The organism is Opitutus terrae PB90-1 (genome assembly GCF_000019965.1).
Classification (GTDB): Bacteria; Verrucomicrobiota; Verrucomicrobiia; order Opitutales; family Opitutaceae; genus Opitutus; species Opitutus terrae.
The window spans coordinates 3,891,901-3,911,127 of record NC_010571.1 but is presented as its reverse complement, the minus strand read 5'-3'; the positions used below and the strand labels follow the sequence as shown (position 1 = coordinate 3,911,127).

Sequence of the window (19,227 nt, the reverse complement as noted above, 5' to 3'; positions counted from 1 at the left end):
GAAATCCACGAAATAACCGAAAGCACTAAAGAAAATCGCGCCGACAGGAATCGAGCGACGAGGAGAACTGCAACAACCGTCACAAGGCCAAAACCAGTAACGCCGGCCAGAGCACAAACGTCGACGCATCGAAGATTGGTCGGCCCAACTTTGTGAACGCCACGATCAAAACTGGCGTGAGGAACAAGACGCCAAACCACAGGCGATAATCATACGGCGTCGGCTTTTCCAAACGCTCGCCGCGGAGAAGACGCCCGATAAAGATTGCTAGCCACGTCTGCATGCTTCTTTGCCGAACGATTCAGATCAGCCACGCGGGCCGAGCGAGGCCAGAGTTACCAATGCGGGTGAATCGCCCGAAGGCGGACGGCTGCCCGCGTTGCGCTGTAGCGGCTGGTTCGGCGTTGTCATGGCATAAACTTCCCCAGCCAGTAGCGAGCGCAGGGAAAACTCACGAGCAGGATCAGACTGATTATCGCCACAAACGCGATCTGAGAACCGAGACCCTTACTCGGCTTGTCGGGCTCGACGTCCGACGGGACATACTCTGCCGATGCGATTCGGTGATAGAGAATCCTGAAGCCTTCGTGGGCGTCGCCAAAGAACACACGCGAGACGATCGCGGCCACACCGTAAGCGAGGGCAAGGGCAAGCAGCGCTGCGGTGCCGTCGATCATGTCTTTTCTTTGCCGAACGTTTCAGATCAGCCACGCGGGCCGAGCGAGGACGGAGTTTCGGATGCGGGTGAATCGCCCGAAGACGGACGGCTGCCCGCGTTGCGCTGTGGCGACTGGTTCGGCTCTCTGGTCATACGTGCTTCCATACAAACCAAGCCGAGTAGCCGAGCAGCCCACACGCTACGATACCGGCCAGCATCACACTTTCGGGTGTCCAGAAGCGCACGCCGAATCGATAGACGAAGAATTGATACCAGCGCATCTCCTTTTCGTAGCCGTCCTCCGTCAGCGGAAGAATCTTCGCACGCCCAAGCGTCACGATCTTCACGGCCGCGAAACCAATCGCGTAGAAAAGCGGGTAAGCCACGAATTCGACTGCCGCTCGAGCTATGGCTTCGAGAATCATTCTGCTTCGCCCAACGTTTCAGATCAGCCACGCGGGCCGAGCGAGGGCGGAGCTTCGGATGCCGGTGAATCGTCGGAAGACGGACGGCTGCCCGCGTTGCGCTGTGGCGGCTGGTTCGGCTGTGTGTCACTACGGACCCCTTGCTTCCTCAAGTGGAAGGCAATCCGTATGGAGTCCACTAGGCCTCTCTCTTCGTCGACGAGCAACGCAGCGATGCGGCCGACCCTAAACTTAAAAACGACGATCGCGACAACGAGCACTGCAAGAATCACTCCGCTCCATCCCGGAGACCTATCCTTGAGAGCCCAGCAAGCAAACAGGACCGGTGAACAAAGCAGCGCAAAGCCAAACTGAAGGCCGATTCGCATGACTGCCCGCGCGACGAAATTCCCAGCAGGCGATTCAACGTCCACCGTCACGTACTGCGAATTTGGGACTACGGCGGGAAGCGAAGCGCCTGCACGGAAGCACTCGCCGCACACCTCTGCCTGTGTCAGCCGATCGAACAACCGATAAGGTTTACGGCAGACTGGGCAGGCGATTCTCATATTTTGCCGAACGTTCAAGGTGAGCCACGGCTGCCGGCGGCGCGATCTCCTGCGCCAGCAGGAGGCGTGACGCCGCTGGCCGTTGGCTCTGACGCCTGGTTCGGCCTACTACGGAAAACCGCGACGGTCTTCCGGAAATGCACATACATCAGAAGCACGGCTAAAATGGTGAAGCTACAGAAGGTGTAGCCGTGAGCGGGCGATAGATGGAACGTGATCAGGACATAACCAGTCGCGGTCGCGGTACAGGAACCCATTCCGAGCGGGTACATCAACCAAGACACCGGACTGATGTAGACGCCAGTAAGCAGAGCGGTGAACGTCATGAGCGCACGTCCGATCGCCATCGGAATGGCCACCGCAAACAGCAAACCGGCCCACCACAGCGGCCGGTCCGAGGCGCCCACCGACAAAATGGTGAGCAAGCCAGCAGCCGAAGCAGCGGCCATCCCGAGCTGTATCATCTCGCCGCGCTTTTCGACCTCTTCAATCGGGTTGGTGCGGATCATATCGCTCGTTCGGCCTAACGTTAACGATGAGCCACCGCAGGCGGCGGCGCGACTCGTGCGTCCCTGGCCTCCGTAGGCTCGGCGGAGGAGGCAGCACGAGGCGTGACGCTGCCGGAGGTTGGCTCTGGCACCTGGTTGGGCAGGCTCGTAGCACGTCTCGCAATCGTAAGCTCCTTCAGCGTCTCTGCTGCATCGCGGACTTTGTCGGGGTAGAACGACAGCAGCCAGACGTGAAGATAACCGCTGCTCGCTTCGCGTCCGCAGGGAATGACGGCATCCCACCGGGTCCGATAATCCGCATCTTCATGCTGCCACCAAAGCACAGGAAATCCGCCTACAATCCCTGGTGCAAGTCTTTCGGCCGGCGGCCTAACATTGGGATTAAACCCTGCGTAGATGCCTACGCTAACGCGTGCGCTTCCTTCGCCGATGGTGGAACCCCACACATCGAAGTCCGGCCCTTCGCGATATTGCCAACCAGAGCCGGATGGTAGTCCACCTGAGACCTGGAATAGCGATGGTCCCGAAAGGGCTGCGATCCGATCGGACGACAAGAGCCGTTCTGCTTGGACTGCATATGGGGGCGGCGACAACGAAATCGGAAGCACCGCTGTATTCGGGTGCGTCGCTACGTACACCGCGCCAAGAAGGAGCACGTATGTCGCATACCGAAGATACGCCGCTTTCATTTGCCCAACGTCAGCGATGAGCCATGGCGGTGCGCAGCACCGACATTGGCTCTGGCATCTGGTTAGGCGTTTTTTTCATCCTTGGATTTGCGGAGTGCCAGCCACGATGCGGCAAAAGGGAAACAGGCGGTGAGAAAAACAAACGCTCCGACGCGGTGCTGATCGATGGCACTTCCAAACGCTTCGCCGAAAGCGAGGACACCGTGAATCCCTGCGCAAATGCCGGCGACAATTCCGGTAAAGATCCCAGTCCACACGAGAATTCCGGCGCGGCCCATCTTCGCCCTTCCAAATCTGACAAGCAGCCAGGCAAACGGAGCGGCAACCAGAAGCCACACGAAGATCCATGGAGTGACGTCGAATACCAATTCCCGAGCGACCTTGGCTATCGCCTGGACGAAAAGCTCGAAACTGGACGCTCGATTCATCTTCTTTGCCTAACAGTGTTATTGGAACCAACTCAGTAACAGGATACAGAGGTTCACGGCCCCTAGGATGGGGCGATGCCGCTTGGCGGCAACGCTCATTTACCCGTTGAAGCTCAAGCTCTGGCCGATCGGCCTCCGGCGAACTCTTCATCGGGTAACGCATTCGCCCCCTTGATATGCTCACCGACAAAAGCCCTACTGTAGTCGTGCAGTCGTCTGGCCGCAGTCCCCTGCCAAGATTGAGAGTTGAGGGCGAAGAGCGGAGAGCTGACAGTCCACGCGAAGAGCCGAACGGCCGGTGGGCCACGAAACGGTGGACGGCTCGCTTTGAGTTCTGAGTTTTGCGCCTTCTGCGCTTCTTTGCGGCCAGCCACGGTTTCGTGTCTTTGGCGTGTTTCGTAGTTCTCCCAGCAAGGCCACTTCGGCGGCGCTGCGCCGCTTCAGCGGATCGGGGGGGCGGGATCGGAAGCGCCAATGGATCAGGGGCGGGACGCCCGTGCCACGGGAAAGCGGCCGAGGGCCCCGACCTAGTCGGGGTAAACAGGCCGCGCTCCCAGTTCAATCGCGGGATGCGCGGGCAAGACCTTCGTCGGCGAGCAGGGGTACCGCGCGCCGTATCAGTTCTTCACCGGCAGAAACGCGTAGTCGCGGCCGTAGTCGAGCATCTGGCCCAGGAAGTCGGACGGGTATTCTACCTTCACGTCGGTGATCGTGTCGCCGACGATCACTGGCACGAGTCGCGGCTGGATGAAGCCCATAAATGGCGCCACATTGAGCGGCGCATAGCGGCGGTGCACTTCCGCGAGCAGCGCCTCGTCCACCTTCACGCCGTACGTTTCAACCAACGCTTGGCCGGCCGCGTAGTCGCCTTCGGATTTGATCCGCTGAATTTCGCGCAACAGCTGCCCCAACAAGCCGCGGAGTTTTTCGTAGTCATTGATCCGAAAGAAGGTTTTCCCGTCGCGCGTCGCGCGTTCGATCACCCGGTCGGCCTTGCCGTGTTCGAAAGCCCAGGCTGCGACCAGCTGCCGATTCCGCATGTGCGCCTCCTCGAGCTGATGGCCCGGCTGCACGCGATACAGCTGCGTCATCAGCCCGTTCATGACGTATTTGTCGTAACCGGCCTTGCCGACTTCGAGCGTGGGCATCACGCCAATCTCGACGAGCTTGGGATCGAGAATGAAATAGAGCCCCACCAGGTCGGCGCGCGCCTCCTCCAGCGTGGCCGAATAGTTTTTCAGCGTCTGGTCCGGTGTGCCCACGCCCGGATTAATCTGCCCCGACGCGTGACCGATCACTTCGTGCATGTCGGTGTGTAGATCGCTCGCCAGCGGCGCCCACTGCTTGAGTCGCGCGATCACCTCCGGGCTGGCGCCGAACTCGTCGTTCACCGGACTCTTTGCCAGGACGGCGTTGTAGGCGTGCACGATGTTGCCGAGGGAGACGGACTTCGAGCCGTGCTGCTCGCGGATCCATTCGGCATTCGGCAGATTGATGCCGATCGGCGTCGCGGGCGCGGCGTCGCCAACCTCGCCGATCACGGTGATCACCTTGGCCGAAATGCCGGTGACGTTCGGCTTCTTGTGCGCGGGCGCGATCGACGAATGGTCCTCGAACCACTGCGCTTGCGCGGAGATTGCCGCGATGCGCTTCGTCGCCTCCTCGTCGCGCATCGAGACCACCGATTCGAACGCGCCGCGTTTGCCCGCCGCGTCCACGTAGGTCTCGATGAAACCGTTGACGAAATCGATCGTCGGCGTGGTGTCGCTCACCCACGCGATGCAGTGCTGGTCGAATTCGGCAATGTCGCCCGTGCGGTAGAACCGGATCAGGTGCTCGAGGCTCTTCTGCTGCGTGGGCGTTTCCGCCACCGTCCGCGCCTTCTCCAGCCAGCCGACGATCTGCTCGATCGCGGGTCCATACATTCCGCCGACTTTCCAGATCCGCTCCACCAGCTTCCCGTCGACCCTGGCCAGCTGCGAATTCAGCCCGAACGACAGCCGCGGGTTTTGCGCCTTGCGCGCCATCTCCGCATAGAACGCCTCGACCTCGGCTCCCGTGACGCCGCGATAGAAAGCGTTGGCCGAACCCGCGACGTGATCGACGCCCGCGTCGAGGTTCGTGGTCTTCGCATCGAGCTGCGGGTCGAAAAGGATCGGCGTCAGCCACTCGCCAAACGCACGAACCTCGCGTCCCTCGAGCGGGAGCTGCGCGGGGTCGGTCTGCGCGAGCAGCGTTTGCAGGTAGGCCGGCGGAAAGGCCGGCAGGATCTTCGTGCTCGCGTAGTGATGGTGAATGCCGTTCGCGAAGAAGACTTGCTTCGCATAGGTGAGGAACGCCGTCCACTCCGCACCTTCACGCGGCCCGCGGTAGCTGCGCAGCACGGCTTCGAGTGTTTTCCGCACGGCAAGATTGTGCGGATACTTCTGGTCCCAAAAAATATCGCGGCCCGCGAGCCCGGCCTGCGTGAGATAGTACGCGAGCTGTTTCTGCCGCAGCGACAGGTGCTCGAAACCGGGGACTTGGTAACGGAGCACTTGGATGTCTGCAAAGCGGTCCGCCTCAGGTTTGAAATCATCCGCGCGCGGGGTCTCGGCGGTGGCAGTCGCGGCGGCGGTCCGAGCCACACCGGCGACGAGCAGGAAGAAGAATGCAAGGTAACGCATGGCGCGATCCTTCCGAACCGTGCGCATCTGGCCAGAGGAAATCGTGTCGAAACGCTCGGGTGGCACGGGCATCTTGCCCGTGATCCGAGAAGTGTTTCCCGCGCCGGCCTCGCGCTTTCCGCGAGCCGAACAGCCAGGTAGGTGGGCGGTGCGGCCCGTCTTATGGAACGTTCGCGAAAGCGGAAGTGTCGCCCACGGGCGGGACGCCCGTGCCACCGCGGAGCCAAGCCGAGAGGCGCCCCGACTTGCGGTGCCCACGAGAACGATCTGGTTTTTCCGCATCCAGGCTCCAATCTGCTCGTCCTGCTTTGCCCAGATCCGTCACTTCCCTCGCGCGCTCGCGCCTTCCCCTATGACTCAACTCCGTCTCCTGTCTTCGCTGGCGCTTGGCGCCGCCGTGACCACGTCACTTCTGGCCCAGCCGGATCCCAACTGGCTCGGCCATGATCGCGAACGCCCGTTGCCGCCGGTGGTCACGCCGGCCACGCCCAGCACGGCCGAACAGCCCGGCCGCGCCCCGTCCGACGCCGTCGTGCTCTTCGACGGCAAGGACCTTTCCGCCTGGGTCGCGATCGATGGCAGTCCGACCAAATGGGTCACGCGCGATGGTGCGCTCGAATGCGTGCCCGGCAGCGGCTACATCCGCTCGCTCCAGTCGTTCGGCGATTGCCAGCTCCACGTCGAATGGGCCGCGCCGACGCCGACCAAGGGCGACAGCCAGGGCCGCGGCAACAGCGGGCTGTTCTTCGGCGCCGGCCGCTACGAGGTGCAGGTGCTGGATTCCTATCAGAACAAAACCTATGCCGATGGCTCCGCCGCCTCACTCTATGGCCAGTATCCTCCGCTGGTGAACGCCTCGCTGCCGCCCGGCCAGTGGCAGACCTACGACGTGATCTGGACGGCGCCGCGCTTCGATGCCGAGGGCAAGCTTCTCGCCAAAGCGCGCGTCACGGTCCTCCACAACGGCGTGCTGGTGCAGAACAACGCCGAACTCACCGGCCCGACCGGCTGGATTGGCCGCGTGCCGTATCAGGCGCATCCGGAGCGATTGCCCATCGCGTTTCAGGATCACGGCAATCCGGTTCGCTATCGCAACGTCTGGGTGCGTGAGCTCGGCAACCCACGCAAAAAGGAACTCATGCTCCCGGAAACCACGCTCGAGTCCTACACCGGCGTGTATGGTCGCCCGCCGTCGAATGTCGTGCAGGTCCGCCGGCTGCCGGATGGCCTGCTCTCGCTTCGCCTCGCCGGCGTCGACCTTGTGATGCACGCGGAGTCGCCCACCCGGTTCTACGCGCTCACCACGGACGTGCAGTGCGAGTTCCTCGGCGAGGGCGACGCGCGAAAACTCGCGGTGACCGTCGGCGAGGATTCGCCGCACCCGATGACACTCGAACGCGTGTCGCGCTGATCAGGAGCGTGCACAATCTTTAGGGGCAGATAACGGCAGACAACTTTGGGTCACAGAGCACACCGCGCTCCGCCCCAGAGTTCACAGAGGAATACCGGTCGATCCCGTCTAGAATCTTTCCTCTCGTCGGTTCTGTTTTCGCACCGCCTCCCCCCAACACCTGGTGGCCTCCCGCGGGCTTCCGGTTCGGAGTTCTGTGCCCTCGGTGTTACGTGCCTTGCGTTGGGTCGAGGCGCGGATCGAGGCGCCGGATGTCGTGGTCGTATCCACGCCGCAGGTGCCGGCGCCGAGCGTCGTGCGTTACGCCTGGCAGTCCCATCCCCGCACCACGCTCGTGAATGGAGCGGGCTGGCCCGCCGCGCCGTTCCGCCCGGACGAGTAGCGTCGGGGTACGCCTTGCTCGCACCTCGCGCGCCGTCGGAGAGATTTCAATTCACGGCATAAGGGCCGCTGCTGGATCCCCCGCTGCGGCGCTGCAGGGTTCCGGTGCGCGCGGAATCGTTGTACACTCCGGGCACCATGAGCGACCCCTACTCACAACCCCAGAAGTTCCCCGTCATTCCGACCGTCATCATCGGCGTGCTCGCCGCGGCGTTGGTGGCCGTCGTGTTTGTGTTCATGAACCGGCTCGAGGCGACGCGCACCCGTGCCACCGCCGCCGATGAGCAGACGCTCCAAGCCAGGAGCGAGATCACCGCACTCCAAACCCGGGTCGAGGAAACCCGCGCCGCCGCGGAGAACCTCCAGAAGCAGCTGAACGCCGAGACGCTCGCCCACACGAAAGCGCAGGCCGACATCGCGGCCGCACGCGCCGAATCGGCCCGCGTGCAGCGGGAGTGGGACGACGCCAAGGTCCGCCTCGCCGAATTGGCCGAAGAAGCCCGCACGGCGAACGCCCGGGCATCGGAGAATCAGACGCGACTCAACGAGGCGGAGACCCGGTGCGCAAAGGCGATGAAGCAGCTCGGCGACGCCAAGGTGGAGGCGAATGTGGCGAATCACCGGGCGGAAGAATCCGCCGCGAAGCTCGCCGAGGCACAGAGCAAGCTGGCCGAGCTGCGAACGCAGCTCGAAGCCGCTACGAGCAGGAAGCGCTGAGCGCGCGAATCTCTGCGCTCTTCGGGAATCTCACCGGTCCGCCGCGTCCATGCACGCGACGGGCCGTTTTCTTTTTCGCCTTTCGTTGTGCGGCGGGAGAGCGACGCCCTCATCGCACCCTGAGGCACGGGCGTCTCGCCCGTGGGTTTTCCTGGAAGTAAAATGCGCCTGCGGCGGGCAAGGCGGCCGGGTTCCGACTTTGACGCGCGGGCGCTTGCGCATAACCGTTTGGCGTCAGCCCACCCCATAGTTCTCGCTTATGTGTTTCGCGCTTCGCCCGCTTCCTCCCCGCTCAGTTTTGCTCCCGCTCCTCGCCTGCTGCCTACTCGCCGCACCGCTCAACGCTCAGCGCACGAACAAGCCGCTGCTGCACGGCAAACACTGGGTGGCGGTCACCGGCAAGCCGCTCGGCGCCACCGCGGGCGCCACGACGTTCGCGCGCGGCGGCAACGCCATCGACGCCGCCTGCGCGATGCTCGCGGCGACCTGCACGATGTGGGACACGCTCGGCTGGGGCGGCGAAACCCAGGCGCTGATCTATAATCCGCACACGCGCCAGGTGATTGGCGTGAACGCGCTCGGCGTAGCCCCCACCGGCGCGACACCAGAGTTCTTCCGCAGCCGCGGCCTGGCCTTCCCGCCCGAGTACGGCCCGCTCGCCGCGGTGACACCTGGCACGCCCGGCGGGCTCATGCTGATGCTGGCGGAGTTCGGCACCTTGTCGCTCGCCGACGTCCTCGCGCCGGCAATCGAGATGGCCGACGGTTATCCGATCGAGGCGCAGGCGGTGGGTGCGATCGAGCGGTTCCGGGGCGAGATCGAGCAATGGCCTGCCTCGCAACGCGTCTTCCTGCCACACGCCGATCCGCAGGACCCGCCAAAGCGTCGCGCACCGAAGGCCGGCGAGATTTTCCGCCAGCCCGAACTCGCCGTCACCCTGCGCAAGTTGGTCGACGCCGAGCGCACCGCGCTCGCGGCGGGCAAGGATCGCAAGGCCGCGATCATGGCGGCCTACGATCGGTTCTACCGCGGTGACATCGCCGCGGAGCTCGTTCGCGGTACGCAGGAACAGGGCGGGCTGATCACGCTCGCGGATCTCGACCGCTGGCGTGCGAAGCTCGAGCCGTCTGTCACCACCACCTATCGCGGCATCGAGGTCCACAAACTCACCACCTGGACGCAGGGGCCGGCCATGCTCCAGGCGCTGAATCTTCTCGAGCAGGTTGATCTTCGCGCGATGGGCTACAACAGCGCACGCTACATTCACACGGTTTACCAGGCGATGAACCTCGCGTTCGCCGACCGCGATTTCTACTACGGCGACCCCGATTTTCCGCCGGACGAGCCGGTGCGCGGCCTGCTCTCGAAAGCCTATGCGCAGCAACGATTCCAGCTGATCAATTGGGAACACAACGACCCCGGCGTGCGGCCCGGTGATCCGTATCCGTTTCAAGGTGGCGCCAATCCGTTCGGCGACTTGCTGGAGAAGTGGACGCCGCAGCCGCCAGCCTCCGCGACCAAGCCCGCCGGATTCCAGGTCTCGCAGATGACGCACGACGACGCCTTCCTCGCGGGCACGACCTCGATCCAGGCGGCGGACGAGAACGGCTGGGTGATTTCCGTCACGCCAAGCGGCGGCTGGATCCCGGCCTTCATCGCCGGTCACACCGGCGTCGGACTTTCACAGCGGATGCAGAGCTTCGTACTCGATCCCGCGATGAACCCCTTCAACGTCCTCGCCCCGGGCCAGCGGCCGCGCGTGACCCTCACGCCGACGCTCGCGTTGAAGGCAGGCAAGCCGTTTCTCGCCTTCTCCGTGCAGGGCGGCGATTCGCAGGATCAGAATCTCCTGCAGTTTTTCCTGAATGTCGTGGAGTTCGGCATGAACGTGCAGCAGGCCGCCGAGGCGGCGAATTTTCTCAGTTACCAGATGCAGTCCTCGTTCGGCGATCACCGCTCGGAGCCGGGGCGACTCGAGGTGCGCGACGACGTGCCGGCCTGGGTGCGGCAGGAACTCACGCGCATGGGCTATCGCGTCGAGATGTTGCCGCGCGTTTACGCCCCGACCACCGCGATCTTCGTCGATCAGGAGCACGGCACGCTGCAAGGCGCGGCCTCGGACACGGGCGAGGATTACGGCATCGCGTGGTAACGGTGCACGGCCCGGCGCTTCCGTGGGCCAAGAGTGCGGCCGGTGCTTGGGGCGCCGCCGCGGGCTGGTCGCCGCTGCGTCGCTGACGACGCGATCCGCCCGGCGAAGCTGTGCGGCGATGGGCCGGCGTTGACGACAACGCGGTCCGTCGCGACGCGTCGAGAAACTCCGCCATCGAGATTTCCACGCGGCGCGGCCGCGTGAACGGTCCCAGTTTCGGGATTCGCGTCTCCCAATCTCCGCACACTTTCGATTGCCCGGCAGCGCGCGAAAATCCCGCGTGATTTTTTACCCGCTGCATTTCCGTCGTTTGTGCGCGCGCGGCGATGCTGGCACGCCCGCTGCAATACTCCGCGTGCACATACCTCCCGCCATGAAAAAGCTCCTCTCCCTCTCCGCCCTTTTCGTTCTCGCCGGTTACGCCGTCGTGGATCTCGCCAAGTTCTCTGGCGCCGCCCTGCCCTCCGTCCTCAACGCGGGCAATGCCTTCGTCCTGTTCGCCACACTCGGCTTCGCGCTGCTGCTGCACGCCGACTATGGTCGCAAAGTTCGTCCGATTCCGTTGCCCGTGCGCGCCAAGCTGCCGCGCTGGCACTCGGTCGCCGTGGCGCAGCGGCATGTCTACGCGATTCGCCGCGGCGTTGAAGCCGCGCGGCTCGCGCCCGCGCCATCCCGCGTCGTCGTGTTCCCGCGCCGCGTGTCGTCGCGCCACGAGCGCGCCGCGTAGCCCAAGGACCCCCTTGCTCTGTCACGTCTGCTCCTAACCCCACCACGCCGCGCTCGGTGTCGCGCGGCGTGGTGCTTTTTGCGCGTTTAGTCGCCGGTCCGCCAGCCTGGCCGAGGCCGGCCAAATTCGCGATCCGCCGTGATCAGTGCGCGGCGTTCATCGTCGGCGGCGTGGCCAACGGTCCGAGGATGAACCGCAGCCCGCGTGTGTAGGATTCGAACTGCATGCCGGCATGCCCCTCGCCGTCGATGATCCGGAATTGATACGCCAGTCCGGCATGCTTGCGACTCGCGAGCCGCTCGTTGTGCCGGAGAATGCCTGCGATGTGGCCGGACCATTCCTTTTCGCCCACGCTCACGAAGAGCCGCGTGTTGAGCTTCTTGCCCGCCTTCGCGAATTCTTCCTCGTAACCGAGCAGCCAGTCGTTCGTGTAGGCGATCGCCGGCGTCGCCGCGATGTAGCCGGAGAAAAAGTCCGGCGTGGTGTACATCGCGTAGAGCGTGAACAGCCCGCCCAGCGACGCGCCCGCCAGCGCGCGATGCGCGGAGTCGACGCGATACTCGCGCTCCACGAACGGCACGATCTCGTTCTCCAGAATTTTCAGGAAATCCGCCGCGTGCCCCGATTCCTCCGGTCCTTTGCCTCCCCCAACCACGGGCGACAGCTCCCACCAGCGCAGATCGCCGTAGTTCAGCTTCTCGCCCACATAGCTCAGACCAACGGTGATGAATTCCGGCGCCGCGTGATCGTACACCAGCCCGCCGTGAATCGACGTGAGCTTCGCAAAATCCCAGTAGCCATCCGTCACAAAGACCACCGGATAGCGTTTGGTCGTGTCCTTGTCATAGTTTCCCGGCAGGCCGATCAGCAGCTGATAGGCGCGGCCGGAGACCGAATTCACCGGCAGGTTGCGCACCTGAGATCCGGGGATCGAATACGCCGCCGGCGCTTCGGCGGCGCGAGTCACCGGGAGCAACAGGAGCGGAGCAAGGAACAGGAAAGCAGCGAGTGATTTCATAGGGGGAATGGGAGCGTAAACCCCGGAGCGCCGATAGCCCTTCCTATTTCTGTCACACGTTGGAATGTCCGTATCCCGGCCCCGCCGGGGATCGAGGCCGGCGGCAAATCTCCGCCGGTCGCCGGGTCCGCCATCCGGCCCGGGTCGATCGGCTAACCCCGCCGGCCAACCGGCCCAGTGCGCTCACGCCGCCGTTCCGCCATGATGCGCGGCGCACACACCTCCATTCCCTCCCCATGCTATTCAATTCCCTCACCTTCGTCGTCTTCTTCGCCCTCGTGCTGAGCGGCTATTGGACGCTGCGCTCGTGGGAGGCTCGCAAGAACCTCCTGCTGGTCGCCAGCTACCTCTTCTACGGGACCTGGAACCCGCCGTTCGCGGTGCTCCTGTTCGCCACCACCGCGCTGGATTTCTATCTCGGCGCCCGGATTGCTCGCGCCGTCACGCCCCGCACGCGCCGGGGCTGGCTGGTCGCGAGTCTCGCCTCGAACCTGAGCATGCTCGGGTTCTTCAAGTACGGCAATTTTCTCCTTGAGAACGTCAAGTGGCTCGCCGCGCAGATCGGCCTGAACTACCAGCCGCCGCATCTGGATCTTTTCCTGCCCATCGGGATCTCGTTCTACACGTTCCACTCGCTCTCCTACACGCTGGACGTGTATCGCGGTACGACGCAGCCCACGCGTTCGCTGCGTGATTTCGTGCTCGCCGTGTCGTTCTTCCCGCAGCTCGTCGCCGGGCCGATCGTCCGCGCGGCTGATTTCCTGCCGCAAGCGGTGCAGCCGCCGAAGCCGGAGCCCGGTCGATTCATCTGGGGTTTGCTGCTGATGACGCTCGGCCTGTTCGAGAAGACCGTCCTCGCCGATACGATGCTCTCCCGCGCGGCCGAAGCCGTCTTCGGTTACGGCGGTCCGCTCGCGGGGCTCGATGCGTGGACGGGCGTGCTGGCGTTTTCCGGCCAAATCTTCTTTGACTTCGCCGGCTACTCGACCTGCGCGATCGGCGCGGCGCTCTGCCTCGGCTTCCATCTCCGGGACAACTTCCGCTTCCCTTATGCCGCGATTGGCTTCTCCGACTTCTGGCGCCGCTGGCACATCTCGCTCTCCACGTTCCTGCGCGACTACCTCTACATTCCGCTCGGTGGCAATCGCGCCGGCGTCGTGCGCGCCGCGATCAATCTGATGATCGTGATGTTCATCGGCGGCCTGTGGCACGGCGCCGCGTGGACGTTCGTGGTTTGGGGCGTGATTCACGGCTTGTGCCTCGTGCTCGAGCGCGTGCTCCGCGCCGTGTTCAAGGACGCGACGTGGACCCGCAACCTCGGCGTGCAGGTGCTGCTCGGTCTCGCCACCTATGCGGCCGTCTGCTTCTCGTGGGTGTTTTTTCGGGCCGGCGATTTCTCGACGGCCTCGCGCCTCGTGCTCGCGATGACGGGTGCGCTGCCGCAAGGCGATGCGATCCTCGCCACGCGCGAAATTCTCCAGGTCGCGGTGGTCACTGCCGGGCTGCTCGGCGCCCACTGGCTGCTTCGCAACACCACGCTCGAAGCGGTCGTCACGCGCACTCCGCGCTGGCTGCTCGCCGGCACGTGGTCGGTCATGGTTTTCGGCATCATTCTCACTCAAGGAAACGGCAATGCATTCATCTACTTCCAATTCTGATTTCGATTTCGTCCGGACGATCCCGCAGGTTCCGTGGCGTTCGCTGCTGCTGGCGGTCACGCTGATCACCACGGCGGCCACGGTCGCCTGGGAGCTGCACGCGCGCTCGCTCGGCTACGCACCTACACTCAACGACACGCCCGATCTCTGGGCCGAGGCGCGCGCGTCGGTGAAGCCCGACTCGCTCGTGCTCATCGGCACGTCGCGGATGCTCTTCGACACCGATCTCGACGTGCTCGAGAAGGGGCTCGGTCAGCGGCCCGTCCAGCTCGCGATCGTCGGCAGCTCGCCGTTTCCCGTTCTCGTGGATCTGGCGAACGACGAGTCGTTCCACGGCACCGTGCTGCTCGACATCGTTCCGCTGATGTATCTCGCGCCCGGCGGCATGGCGATCGAAGCCTCGGAAAAGGCGCTGCATCGCTACCATCACTGGAACTATTCGCAGCGGTGGGGCCACCAGCTCGGCGTGGCGCTCGAGCACCAGATCGCCTTCCTCAAGCAGGAGGACCTCACGCTGCAAAAACTGCTCGAACGCCTGCCGATCCCGAACCGCGCCAACGCGCGGCTCATGCCGCCGCTGCCGCCCTACTTCTACCAGCTCGATCGCGACCGCCGGGCGCGGATGTTCGCGGAGGCCGCCGTCGCGGGATCGCCTCTGCAACAGCGTGTGGCCAACGGCTGGCTCGCGCTGTTCGGCATGGTGCCGCGGCCGGACACGCCGGAAGGCAAGGCCTTCCAGCAAATGGTCGCGCCGCTCATCGAGCAGCGGATGCAGGAAACGGCCAAGCACATCGCGCGGATTCAGGCGCGCGGGGGCAAGGTCGTCTTTCTCCGGCTGCCCGTCTCCGGTCCGCTCGTGGACCTCGAGGAATCGCTCGCGCCGCGGCTGACCACGTGGGACCGGCTCGTGCGCGATAATGGTGTGCCGGCGATTCATTTCGCCGAGCATCCCGAGCTGAGCGCGTTCCAGTGCCCGGAGTGGTCGCACCTCTCGGCTGAACAGTCGGTCGAGTTCACGAGCCGCCTCGTGCCCCATCTGCGCGCCGCGCTCCAATCGCCGGTCCAGTCGCTCGCGTCGGCTTCCGCGCCGCGCTCGTCCGCGCTCGCCCACTAAGCAGGGAGCGCTTTCCGCCACCGGAGCCACGCGCTTGGCTCCGGTGGCGTTCACGCGTCGTGCCAGCGCCACGGCGATGACAAAGATCCCCGGCGGAGAATCGTAACGGTTTGGTCGCATTCCGTGCAGGTTTTGGCGACGGGCGCCAGCCCGGCTCACCGGGGGCGAAAACGGAGCGAGCCCGTATGCCCGGGCCGCTTGCCCGCTGCTATCGTCTGCACGCCATGAAGAAACTCGCTTTGCTTCTGCTCGCCCTGGCGCTGCCCCACTTCGTCTGGGCGCAGCTCGAATTCCGCACCACGTTGACCGGTTCGCAGGAAGTGCCGCCGAACGACAGCCCCGCCTGGGGCAACGGCTTCGCCACGCTCAACCTCGATACGCGTCAGTTCGACTTCAACTACATGTTCGGCGATTTGCTCGCACCGCAGACCGCCGCGCACATCCACGTCGCGCCGCCGGGCGTCGCCGGCCCCGTCGTGCATCCGTTGCCACTCGGCTCGCCGTCCGGACTGTCCCTCGTACTCTCGGAGACCGACGTGGCGAACCTGCTCGCGGGCAACTGGTATGTGAATGTGCACAGTGAACTCTACCGCGCCGGTGAGATCCGGGGACAGTTTGTGCCGGTCCCGGAGCCGTCGACCTACGCCTTGGGCGGCGCGGCTTTGCTCGGTTTGGCGGTGATCGTCCGCCGGCGACTGCAACGCCGCTCACCGGCCGCCCCGCTCGCCGCCGCCTGACTTTTTCCCCCGGCCGATGGATCGGCGGGCGAGACGCGCCTGGCACGAGCAACGTGCGGCGCGTTTCGCTCCGCCGTGGCTCGCGCGAGCCTTGATTGGGCAGAGGCAGGTGGCACGGGCGTCTCGCCCGTGTTCATGGGCGGGACGCCCATGCCACGACACCAGCGCTAGCCAAGCTGGATGACGAACCGGCAATGCTGACCGCCGCGTCGCGGCGACTCGATCACTTGCGCCTGCACCGGCCGGCCTGACACGATCTCAAACAACGTCCGATTGTTGCTCTTCGAGCACTCGCAAAAAGGATCGTCCGGCGTCGGGGCGCGCACCGGACTGCGTCCGCAGCCGCAGGTGGCCATCGGATAGGTCAGCCGGATCGTGTCGGCTTCGCGCACGCAGTTTTCCGGACCGACGATCTTGCCCATCAGCTCCACGAGCTTGTCGACGTCGCCCGCGCTGTCGTGGATCAGCTTCTGCCGGAAATCCAGCGTGCGGCAGCACAGCCGGCCGCGTTCCTCGAGCAGTTTCACGAGCGCCGCACGATCGAGATTCTTTTCCTCGCGATTGATGAACGGCGCGAGCCAGTCGATCGCCGCGCGCGCTTTCGCGAGTTCCGGATCGTCGGGTGTCGCGGGCGCGGCGGCTTTCAGCGCCGTCGGGCAGCTGGCCAGCGCCAGGCATTGGGCCGCGCAGCCGAGCGTGGTGCGCAGAAACGTCTTCCGGTCAACAAGGGTGCTCATGGGGCTGAGGGTTGACGCCGCGCGGTCGTCGCCACGGCGTGCTGCGGCGTAACCCCGGCGGTGCGCCCTGCCCTCCGGATTTTCCTGCGCGGCCGCGCCGGGGGTCTACGGCAGCAATTCTGCGATCCGCGCCACGGCATCCTCGAGCTTGTGCAACGTCACCGGCTTGGTGAGATGCAGCAGAAAACCGGCGTCGAGCGCCGCCTTGATGTCCGCCTCCATGCCGTAGCCACTCAGCGCGATTCCCTTGAGCCCGTGCTCGCGGCGCAAGGCCTGCATCAGCTCGAGTCCGCTGCCGTCGGGCAGGCCCAGGTCCGAAATCACCAAATCAAACTTTCGCGCCGCCGCCGCCGCCCGCGCTTGTTGCACGGAGTCCGCGCCGACGGTGTGATGTCCGCGGCGCCGCAACAACGCCACGAAGGCCAGCCGGCTGGGGCCGTGATCTTCGACGACGAGAATCTGCAGCCGCCGCGGCACGAACGTCAGCGCGGCCTCTTCCTGCACCCGCGCCGGGGCGGCGCGTTCCGAGAGCGGCAATTCCACCACGAACGTCGCGCCCTGCCCTCGGCCACCGCTCTCGGCCCAAATCCGGCCGCCGTGCTCGCGCACGATGAACGCCGAAATCGCCAGCCCCAGGCCCAGGCCGTCGTGGCGCCGCTGCGCGCCGTCGCTCGCCTGCACGAACGCCTCGAAGATTTTCGCCAGATCCGCGGCGTCGATCCCAATCCCGCGATCAACGATCTCCAGCCGCCACACCGCACCATTGCTCGCGCTACGCAGGGCGACGGCCCCACCCTTCGGGCTGAACTTGGCCGCGTTGCGCAGGATGTTCCAGAACACCTGCTGCAGCCGGATCGAATCGCCCTGCACGTGGCCCTGCTCGGCGTGCAGCTGCCAGTCGACGGTGAGCTGCTTCGCCTCGAAATCCGCCCTGGTCGTCGCCACCGCTCGTCGCAACACCTGGTGCGCGTCGCAGGGCTCGAACGCCATGTGGAGCTTGCCCTGCGCAATTCGCGCCACATCGAGCAAATCGTCGATCAACCGCGCTTCCAGTTCGATGTTGGTCCGAATCGTCGCACAGTCCTGGCGGAGTTCCAGCGGGATCAACGGCGAATGTTCGAGGTCCGCTGCCACCATCAAGGCCGGCGTCAGCGGTGTCCGCAGCTCGTGGCTCAGCGTCGCGAGAAAGCGATCCTTGGCCCGGCTCGCCGCCTCCGCCGTGTCGCGCGCACGCGCCAGCGCGGCTGCCGCTTCGATGCGCTCGGTGATGTCCGACACGAATCCGACGAGCTGCACGTCCGTCGTCCCCTCGGCGCGTTCGCAGCGCGCCGCGAATTCGACCCAGCGCTCGCCCCCCGCGCTCTTCGTCTGCAGCCGGCACAGGTGATTGAACGTCCCCAGCCCCACCATGACCTGGGCGAGATGCTCGCGGAAGGCGACCGCGTCGTCCGGGTGCACCAGTTCGTCCAGAAATTGCGCGGCGGGGAGTTCGGTCGTGTCCGCCAATTGCGCGAGGATTTCCCGGGCCACCGTATTTTCCAGCCGGATTCCGCCGGTCTTGAACGACCACTCGAACACCCCGAGGTTGGCCGCCACGACGGCCAGGTTCAATCGGCTCTGGCGGTTTTCGGCGTGCTCGATCGCGCGCTTCAGGTCCGTTACGTCGTGCGCGATGCTGAGCACGGTTTCGACGCGCCCGTCGGAGGCGAACTCGGGCACGCAGATGACGGAAAAATCCGACTGCTCATTCGAGCGGGGAATCGTGAGCTCCAATTCGGCCTGGCGCCCGGTCGACACCACGCCGGCGAGCGTTTGCTGCCAAAGCGCACAGAGCTCGGACGGCGCGCCGACCTCCGCCATCGTTTTCCCGATCATGTGCAGCCGGGGAATTCCGAATACGCGCTCCGTCGCCGTGTTGAGATACCACATCCGCCCCGTGGCATCGAAGCGCACGATCAGATCCGGTGAATTTTCGGCCAGGCGCATAAACGCGCCACGCTGCCGGGACAGTTCGTCGATCTCCCGCTGTTTTTCCGAAATGTCGCGGATCACGGCGAGCTGCCCGATTTCCTCGCCCTCGGCGTTGCGCAGGCGGCTGATCGTCGATTCCACGCGGATCTGGCTGCCGTCCTGGCGCACGTGAATGTTCTCGCCCCGCCAGAAACCCACCGCCTGCAGGTCCGCCCTGGCCTGGCGCTCGTCCGCGGGATGGATCCAGAGGTTACGGTACACGACTTCGACCGGCTGCCCGACGGCCTCGGGCGCGCTGACCCCATACTCCCGCTCGGCGGCGGGATTGAGATAGAGCACCCGCAGCTGATGGTCGGTCGCGATCACCGCGTCCGTGACATGCGCCAGTAAGCTCGCGAAAAAGCGGGCGCTCGGCAGGGAAGCGGACGAGGGCATGGACGGGCGGAGCTGGAGCATTAGTGCCACGGTAGACGGCGCTCAAGACCGGAGCGGTGAGTCCTCGTTCGTCAAAACTCCGTTAGACCACAGCGAGATGTGCGTCATCCGTGAACCGGGAGGTAACAGTCCTGTTACGCTTTTCACTGATGCTGCGGGTATTGGCCCGATGGCCGCGCGGGCCCCCGGCTCGTAAAGTGCCGGGCCCAGCGTGCCCGCCCATCCATCCAACAACCAACGAAGGAT

At 64.9% G+C, this 19,227-nt stretch carries 16 protein-coding genes; 8 read left to right on the top strand and 8 right to left on the bottom strand.

The window, feature by feature from the left end; translation table 11 throughout:
- Positions 1-407: 407 nt before the first annotated feature.
- The 5 genes from OTER_RS15435 to OTER_RS15415 form a co-directional block, all read right to left on the bottom strand.
- Positions 408-677, bottom strand: a complete 270-nt coding sequence (locus tag OTER_RS15435) for a hypothetical protein (RefSeq protein WP_012375859.1) — start codon at positions 675-677, stop codon at positions 408-410.
- Between the two features lie 130 nt (positions 678-807).
- Complete coding sequence (locus OTER_RS15430; protein WP_148218139.1) at positions 808-1,044, bottom strand: hypothetical protein; 237 nt, start codon at positions 1,042-1,044, stop codon at positions 808-810.
- Positions 1,045-1,645: 601 nt separating this feature from the next.
- Entirely contained in the window at positions 1,646-2,140 is a 495-nt protein-coding gene (locus OTER_RS15425; RefSeq protein WP_012375857.1) for a hypothetical protein, read from the bottom strand.
- A gap of 751 nt (positions 2,141-2,891) precedes the next feature.
- Positions 2,892-3,257 (bottom strand): hypothetical protein, encoded by a 366-nt coding sequence (locus OTER_RS26670; protein WP_044891803.1) that lies wholly within the window; start codon positions 3,255-3,257, stop codon positions 2,892-2,894.
- A gap of 617 nt (positions 3,258-3,874) precedes the next feature.
- On the bottom strand, positions 3,875-5,923 hold the full coding sequence (locus OTER_RS15415) for a dipeptidyl-peptidase 3 family protein (RefSeq protein ID WP_148218138.1): 2,049 nt from the start codon (positions 5,921-5,923) through the stop codon (positions 3,875-3,877).
- Positions 5,924-6,275: 352 nt separating this feature from the next.
- Between OTER_RS15415 and OTER_RS15410 the strand changes: the two genes are divergently transcribed.
- The 5 genes from OTER_RS15410 (at position 6,276) to OTER_RS15395 (ending at position 11,311) form a co-directional block, all read left to right on the top strand.
- On the top strand, positions 6,276-7,334 hold the full coding sequence (locus tag OTER_RS15410; RefSeq protein WP_012375853.1) for a 3-keto-disaccharide hydrolase: 1,059 nt from the start codon (positions 6,276-6,278) through the stop codon (positions 7,332-7,334).
- A gap of 196 nt (positions 7,335-7,530) precedes the next feature.
- A complete protein-coding gene (locus OTER_RS25880; RefSeq protein WP_148218137.1) occupies positions 7,531-7,716 on the top strand; it encodes a hypothetical protein in 186 nt (61 codons plus the stop codon).
- Between the two features lie 137 nt (positions 7,717-7,853).
- Complete coding sequence (locus tag OTER_RS15405) at positions 7,854-8,432, top strand: hypothetical protein (RefSeq protein WP_012375852.1); 579 nt, start codon at positions 7,854-7,856, stop codon at positions 8,430-8,432.
- Between the two features lie 259 nt (positions 8,433-8,691).
- Positions 8,692-10,584 (top strand): gamma-glutamyltransferase family protein, encoded by a 1,893-nt coding sequence (locus tag OTER_RS15400; protein ID WP_012375851.1) that lies wholly within the window; start codon positions 8,692-8,694, stop codon positions 10,582-10,584.
- 373 nt (positions 10,585-10,957) lie between these two features.
- Positions 10,958-11,311: a hypothetical protein gene (locus OTER_RS15395; RefSeq protein ID WP_012375850.1), complete on the top strand. Its 354-nt coding sequence runs from the start codon at positions 10,958-10,960 to the stop codon at positions 11,309-11,311.
- Positions 11,312-11,453: 142 nt separating this feature from the next.
- Here the strand turns inward: OTER_RS15395 and OTER_RS15390 are convergent, their stop codons facing one another.
- The gene (locus OTER_RS15390; RefSeq protein ID WP_012375849.1) at positions 11,454-12,329 is read right to left on the bottom strand and encodes an alpha/beta hydrolase; all 876 of its coding nucleotides are present in this window, start codon (positions 12,327-12,329) and stop codon (positions 11,454-11,456) included.
- 236 nt (positions 12,330-12,565) lie between these two features.
- Between OTER_RS15390 and OTER_RS15385 the strand changes: the two genes are divergently transcribed.
- The 3 genes from OTER_RS15385 (at position 12,566) to OTER_RS15375 (ending at position 15,838) form a co-directional block, all read left to right on the top strand.
- Complete coding sequence (locus tag OTER_RS15385; protein ID WP_012375848.1) at positions 12,566-13,987, top strand: MBOAT family O-acyltransferase; 1,422 nt, start codon at positions 12,566-12,568, stop codon at positions 13,985-13,987.
- Positions 13,962-15,101, top strand: a complete 1,140-nt coding sequence (locus OTER_RS15380) for a hypothetical protein (protein ID WP_012375847.1) — start codon at positions 13,962-13,964, stop codon at positions 15,099-15,101. Before OTER_RS15385 ends, OTER_RS15380 begins: the two co-directional genes overlap by 26 nt.
- 224 nt (positions 15,102-15,325) lie before the next feature.
- Positions 15,326-15,838 (top strand): CHRD domain-containing protein, encoded by a 513-nt coding sequence (locus OTER_RS15375; RefSeq protein WP_012375846.1) that lies wholly within the window; start codon positions 15,326-15,328, stop codon positions 15,836-15,838.
- A 167-nt stretch (positions 15,839-16,005) separates the two neighbouring features.
- On the opposite strand, the gene OTER_RS15370 is transcribed toward OTER_RS15375, so the two are convergent.
- Positions 16,006-16,575: a hypothetical protein gene (locus OTER_RS15370; RefSeq protein ID WP_012375845.1), complete on the bottom strand. Its 570-nt coding sequence runs from the start codon at positions 16,573-16,575 to the stop codon at positions 16,006-16,008.
- Between the two features lie 105 nt (positions 16,576-16,680).
- Positions 16,681-18,981 (bottom strand): hybrid sensor histidine kinase/response regulator, encoded by a 2,301-nt coding sequence (locus OTER_RS24275; RefSeq protein WP_158305450.1) that lies wholly within the window; start codon positions 18,979-18,981, stop codon positions 16,681-16,683.
- Positions 18,982-19,227 lie beyond the last annotated feature (246 nt).

Excerpts from the sequence above, each read along its gene's own strand:
- OTER_RS15435 (WP_012375859.1), bottom strand. The coding sequence starts at position 677 with ATGATCGACGGCACCGCAGCGCTGCTTGCCCTTGCCCTCGCTTACGGT.
- OTER_RS15425 (WP_012375857.1), bottom strand. The coding sequence starts at position 2,140 with ATGATCCGCACCAACCCGATTGAAGAGGTCGAAAAGCGCGGCGAGATG.
- OTER_RS26670 (WP_044891803.1), bottom strand. The coding sequence starts at position 3,257 with ATGAATCGAGCGTCCAGTTTCGAGCTTTTCGTCCAGGCGATAGCCAAG.
- OTER_RS15415 (WP_148218138.1), bottom strand. The coding sequence starts at position 5,923 with ATGCGTTACCTTGCATTCTTCTTCCTGCTCGTCGCCGGTGTGGCTCGG.
- OTER_RS15410 (WP_012375853.1), top strand. The coding sequence starts at position 6,276 with ATGACTCAACTCCGTCTCCTGTCTTCGCTGGCGCTTGGCGCCGCCGTG.
- OTER_RS15405 (WP_012375852.1), top strand. The coding sequence starts at position 7,854 with ATGAGCGACCCCTACTCACAACCCCAGAAGTTCCCCGTCATTCCGACC.
- OTER_RS15400 (WP_012375851.1), top strand. The coding sequence starts at position 8,692 with ATGTGTTTCGCGCTTCGCCCGCTTCCTCCCCGCTCAGTTTTGCTCCCG.
- OTER_RS15395 (WP_012375850.1), top strand. The coding sequence starts at position 10,958 with ATGAAAAAGCTCCTCTCCCTCTCCGCCCTTTTCGTTCTCGCCGGTTAC.
- OTER_RS15390 (WP_012375849.1), bottom strand. The coding sequence starts at position 12,329 with ATGAAATCACTCGCTGCTTTCCTGTTCCTTGCTCCGCTCCTGTTGCTC.
- OTER_RS15385 (WP_012375848.1), top strand. The coding sequence starts at position 12,566 with ATGCTATTCAATTCCCTCACCTTCGTCGTCTTCTTCGCCCTCGTGCTG.
- OTER_RS15380 (WP_012375847.1), top strand. The coding sequence starts at position 13,962 with ATGCATTCATCTACTTCCAATTCTGATTTCGATTTCGTCCGGACGATC.
- OTER_RS15375 (WP_012375846.1), top strand. The coding sequence starts at position 15,326 with ATGAAGAAACTCGCTTTGCTTCTGCTCGCCCTGGCGCTGCCCCACTTC.
- OTER_RS15370 (WP_012375845.1), bottom strand. The coding sequence starts at position 16,575 with ATGAGCACCCTTGTTGACCGGAAGACGTTTCTGCGCACCACGCTCGGC.
- OTER_RS24275 (WP_158305450.1), bottom strand. The coding sequence starts at position 18,981 with ATGCCCTCGTCCGCTTCCCTGCCGAGCGCCCGCTTTTTCGCGAGCTTA.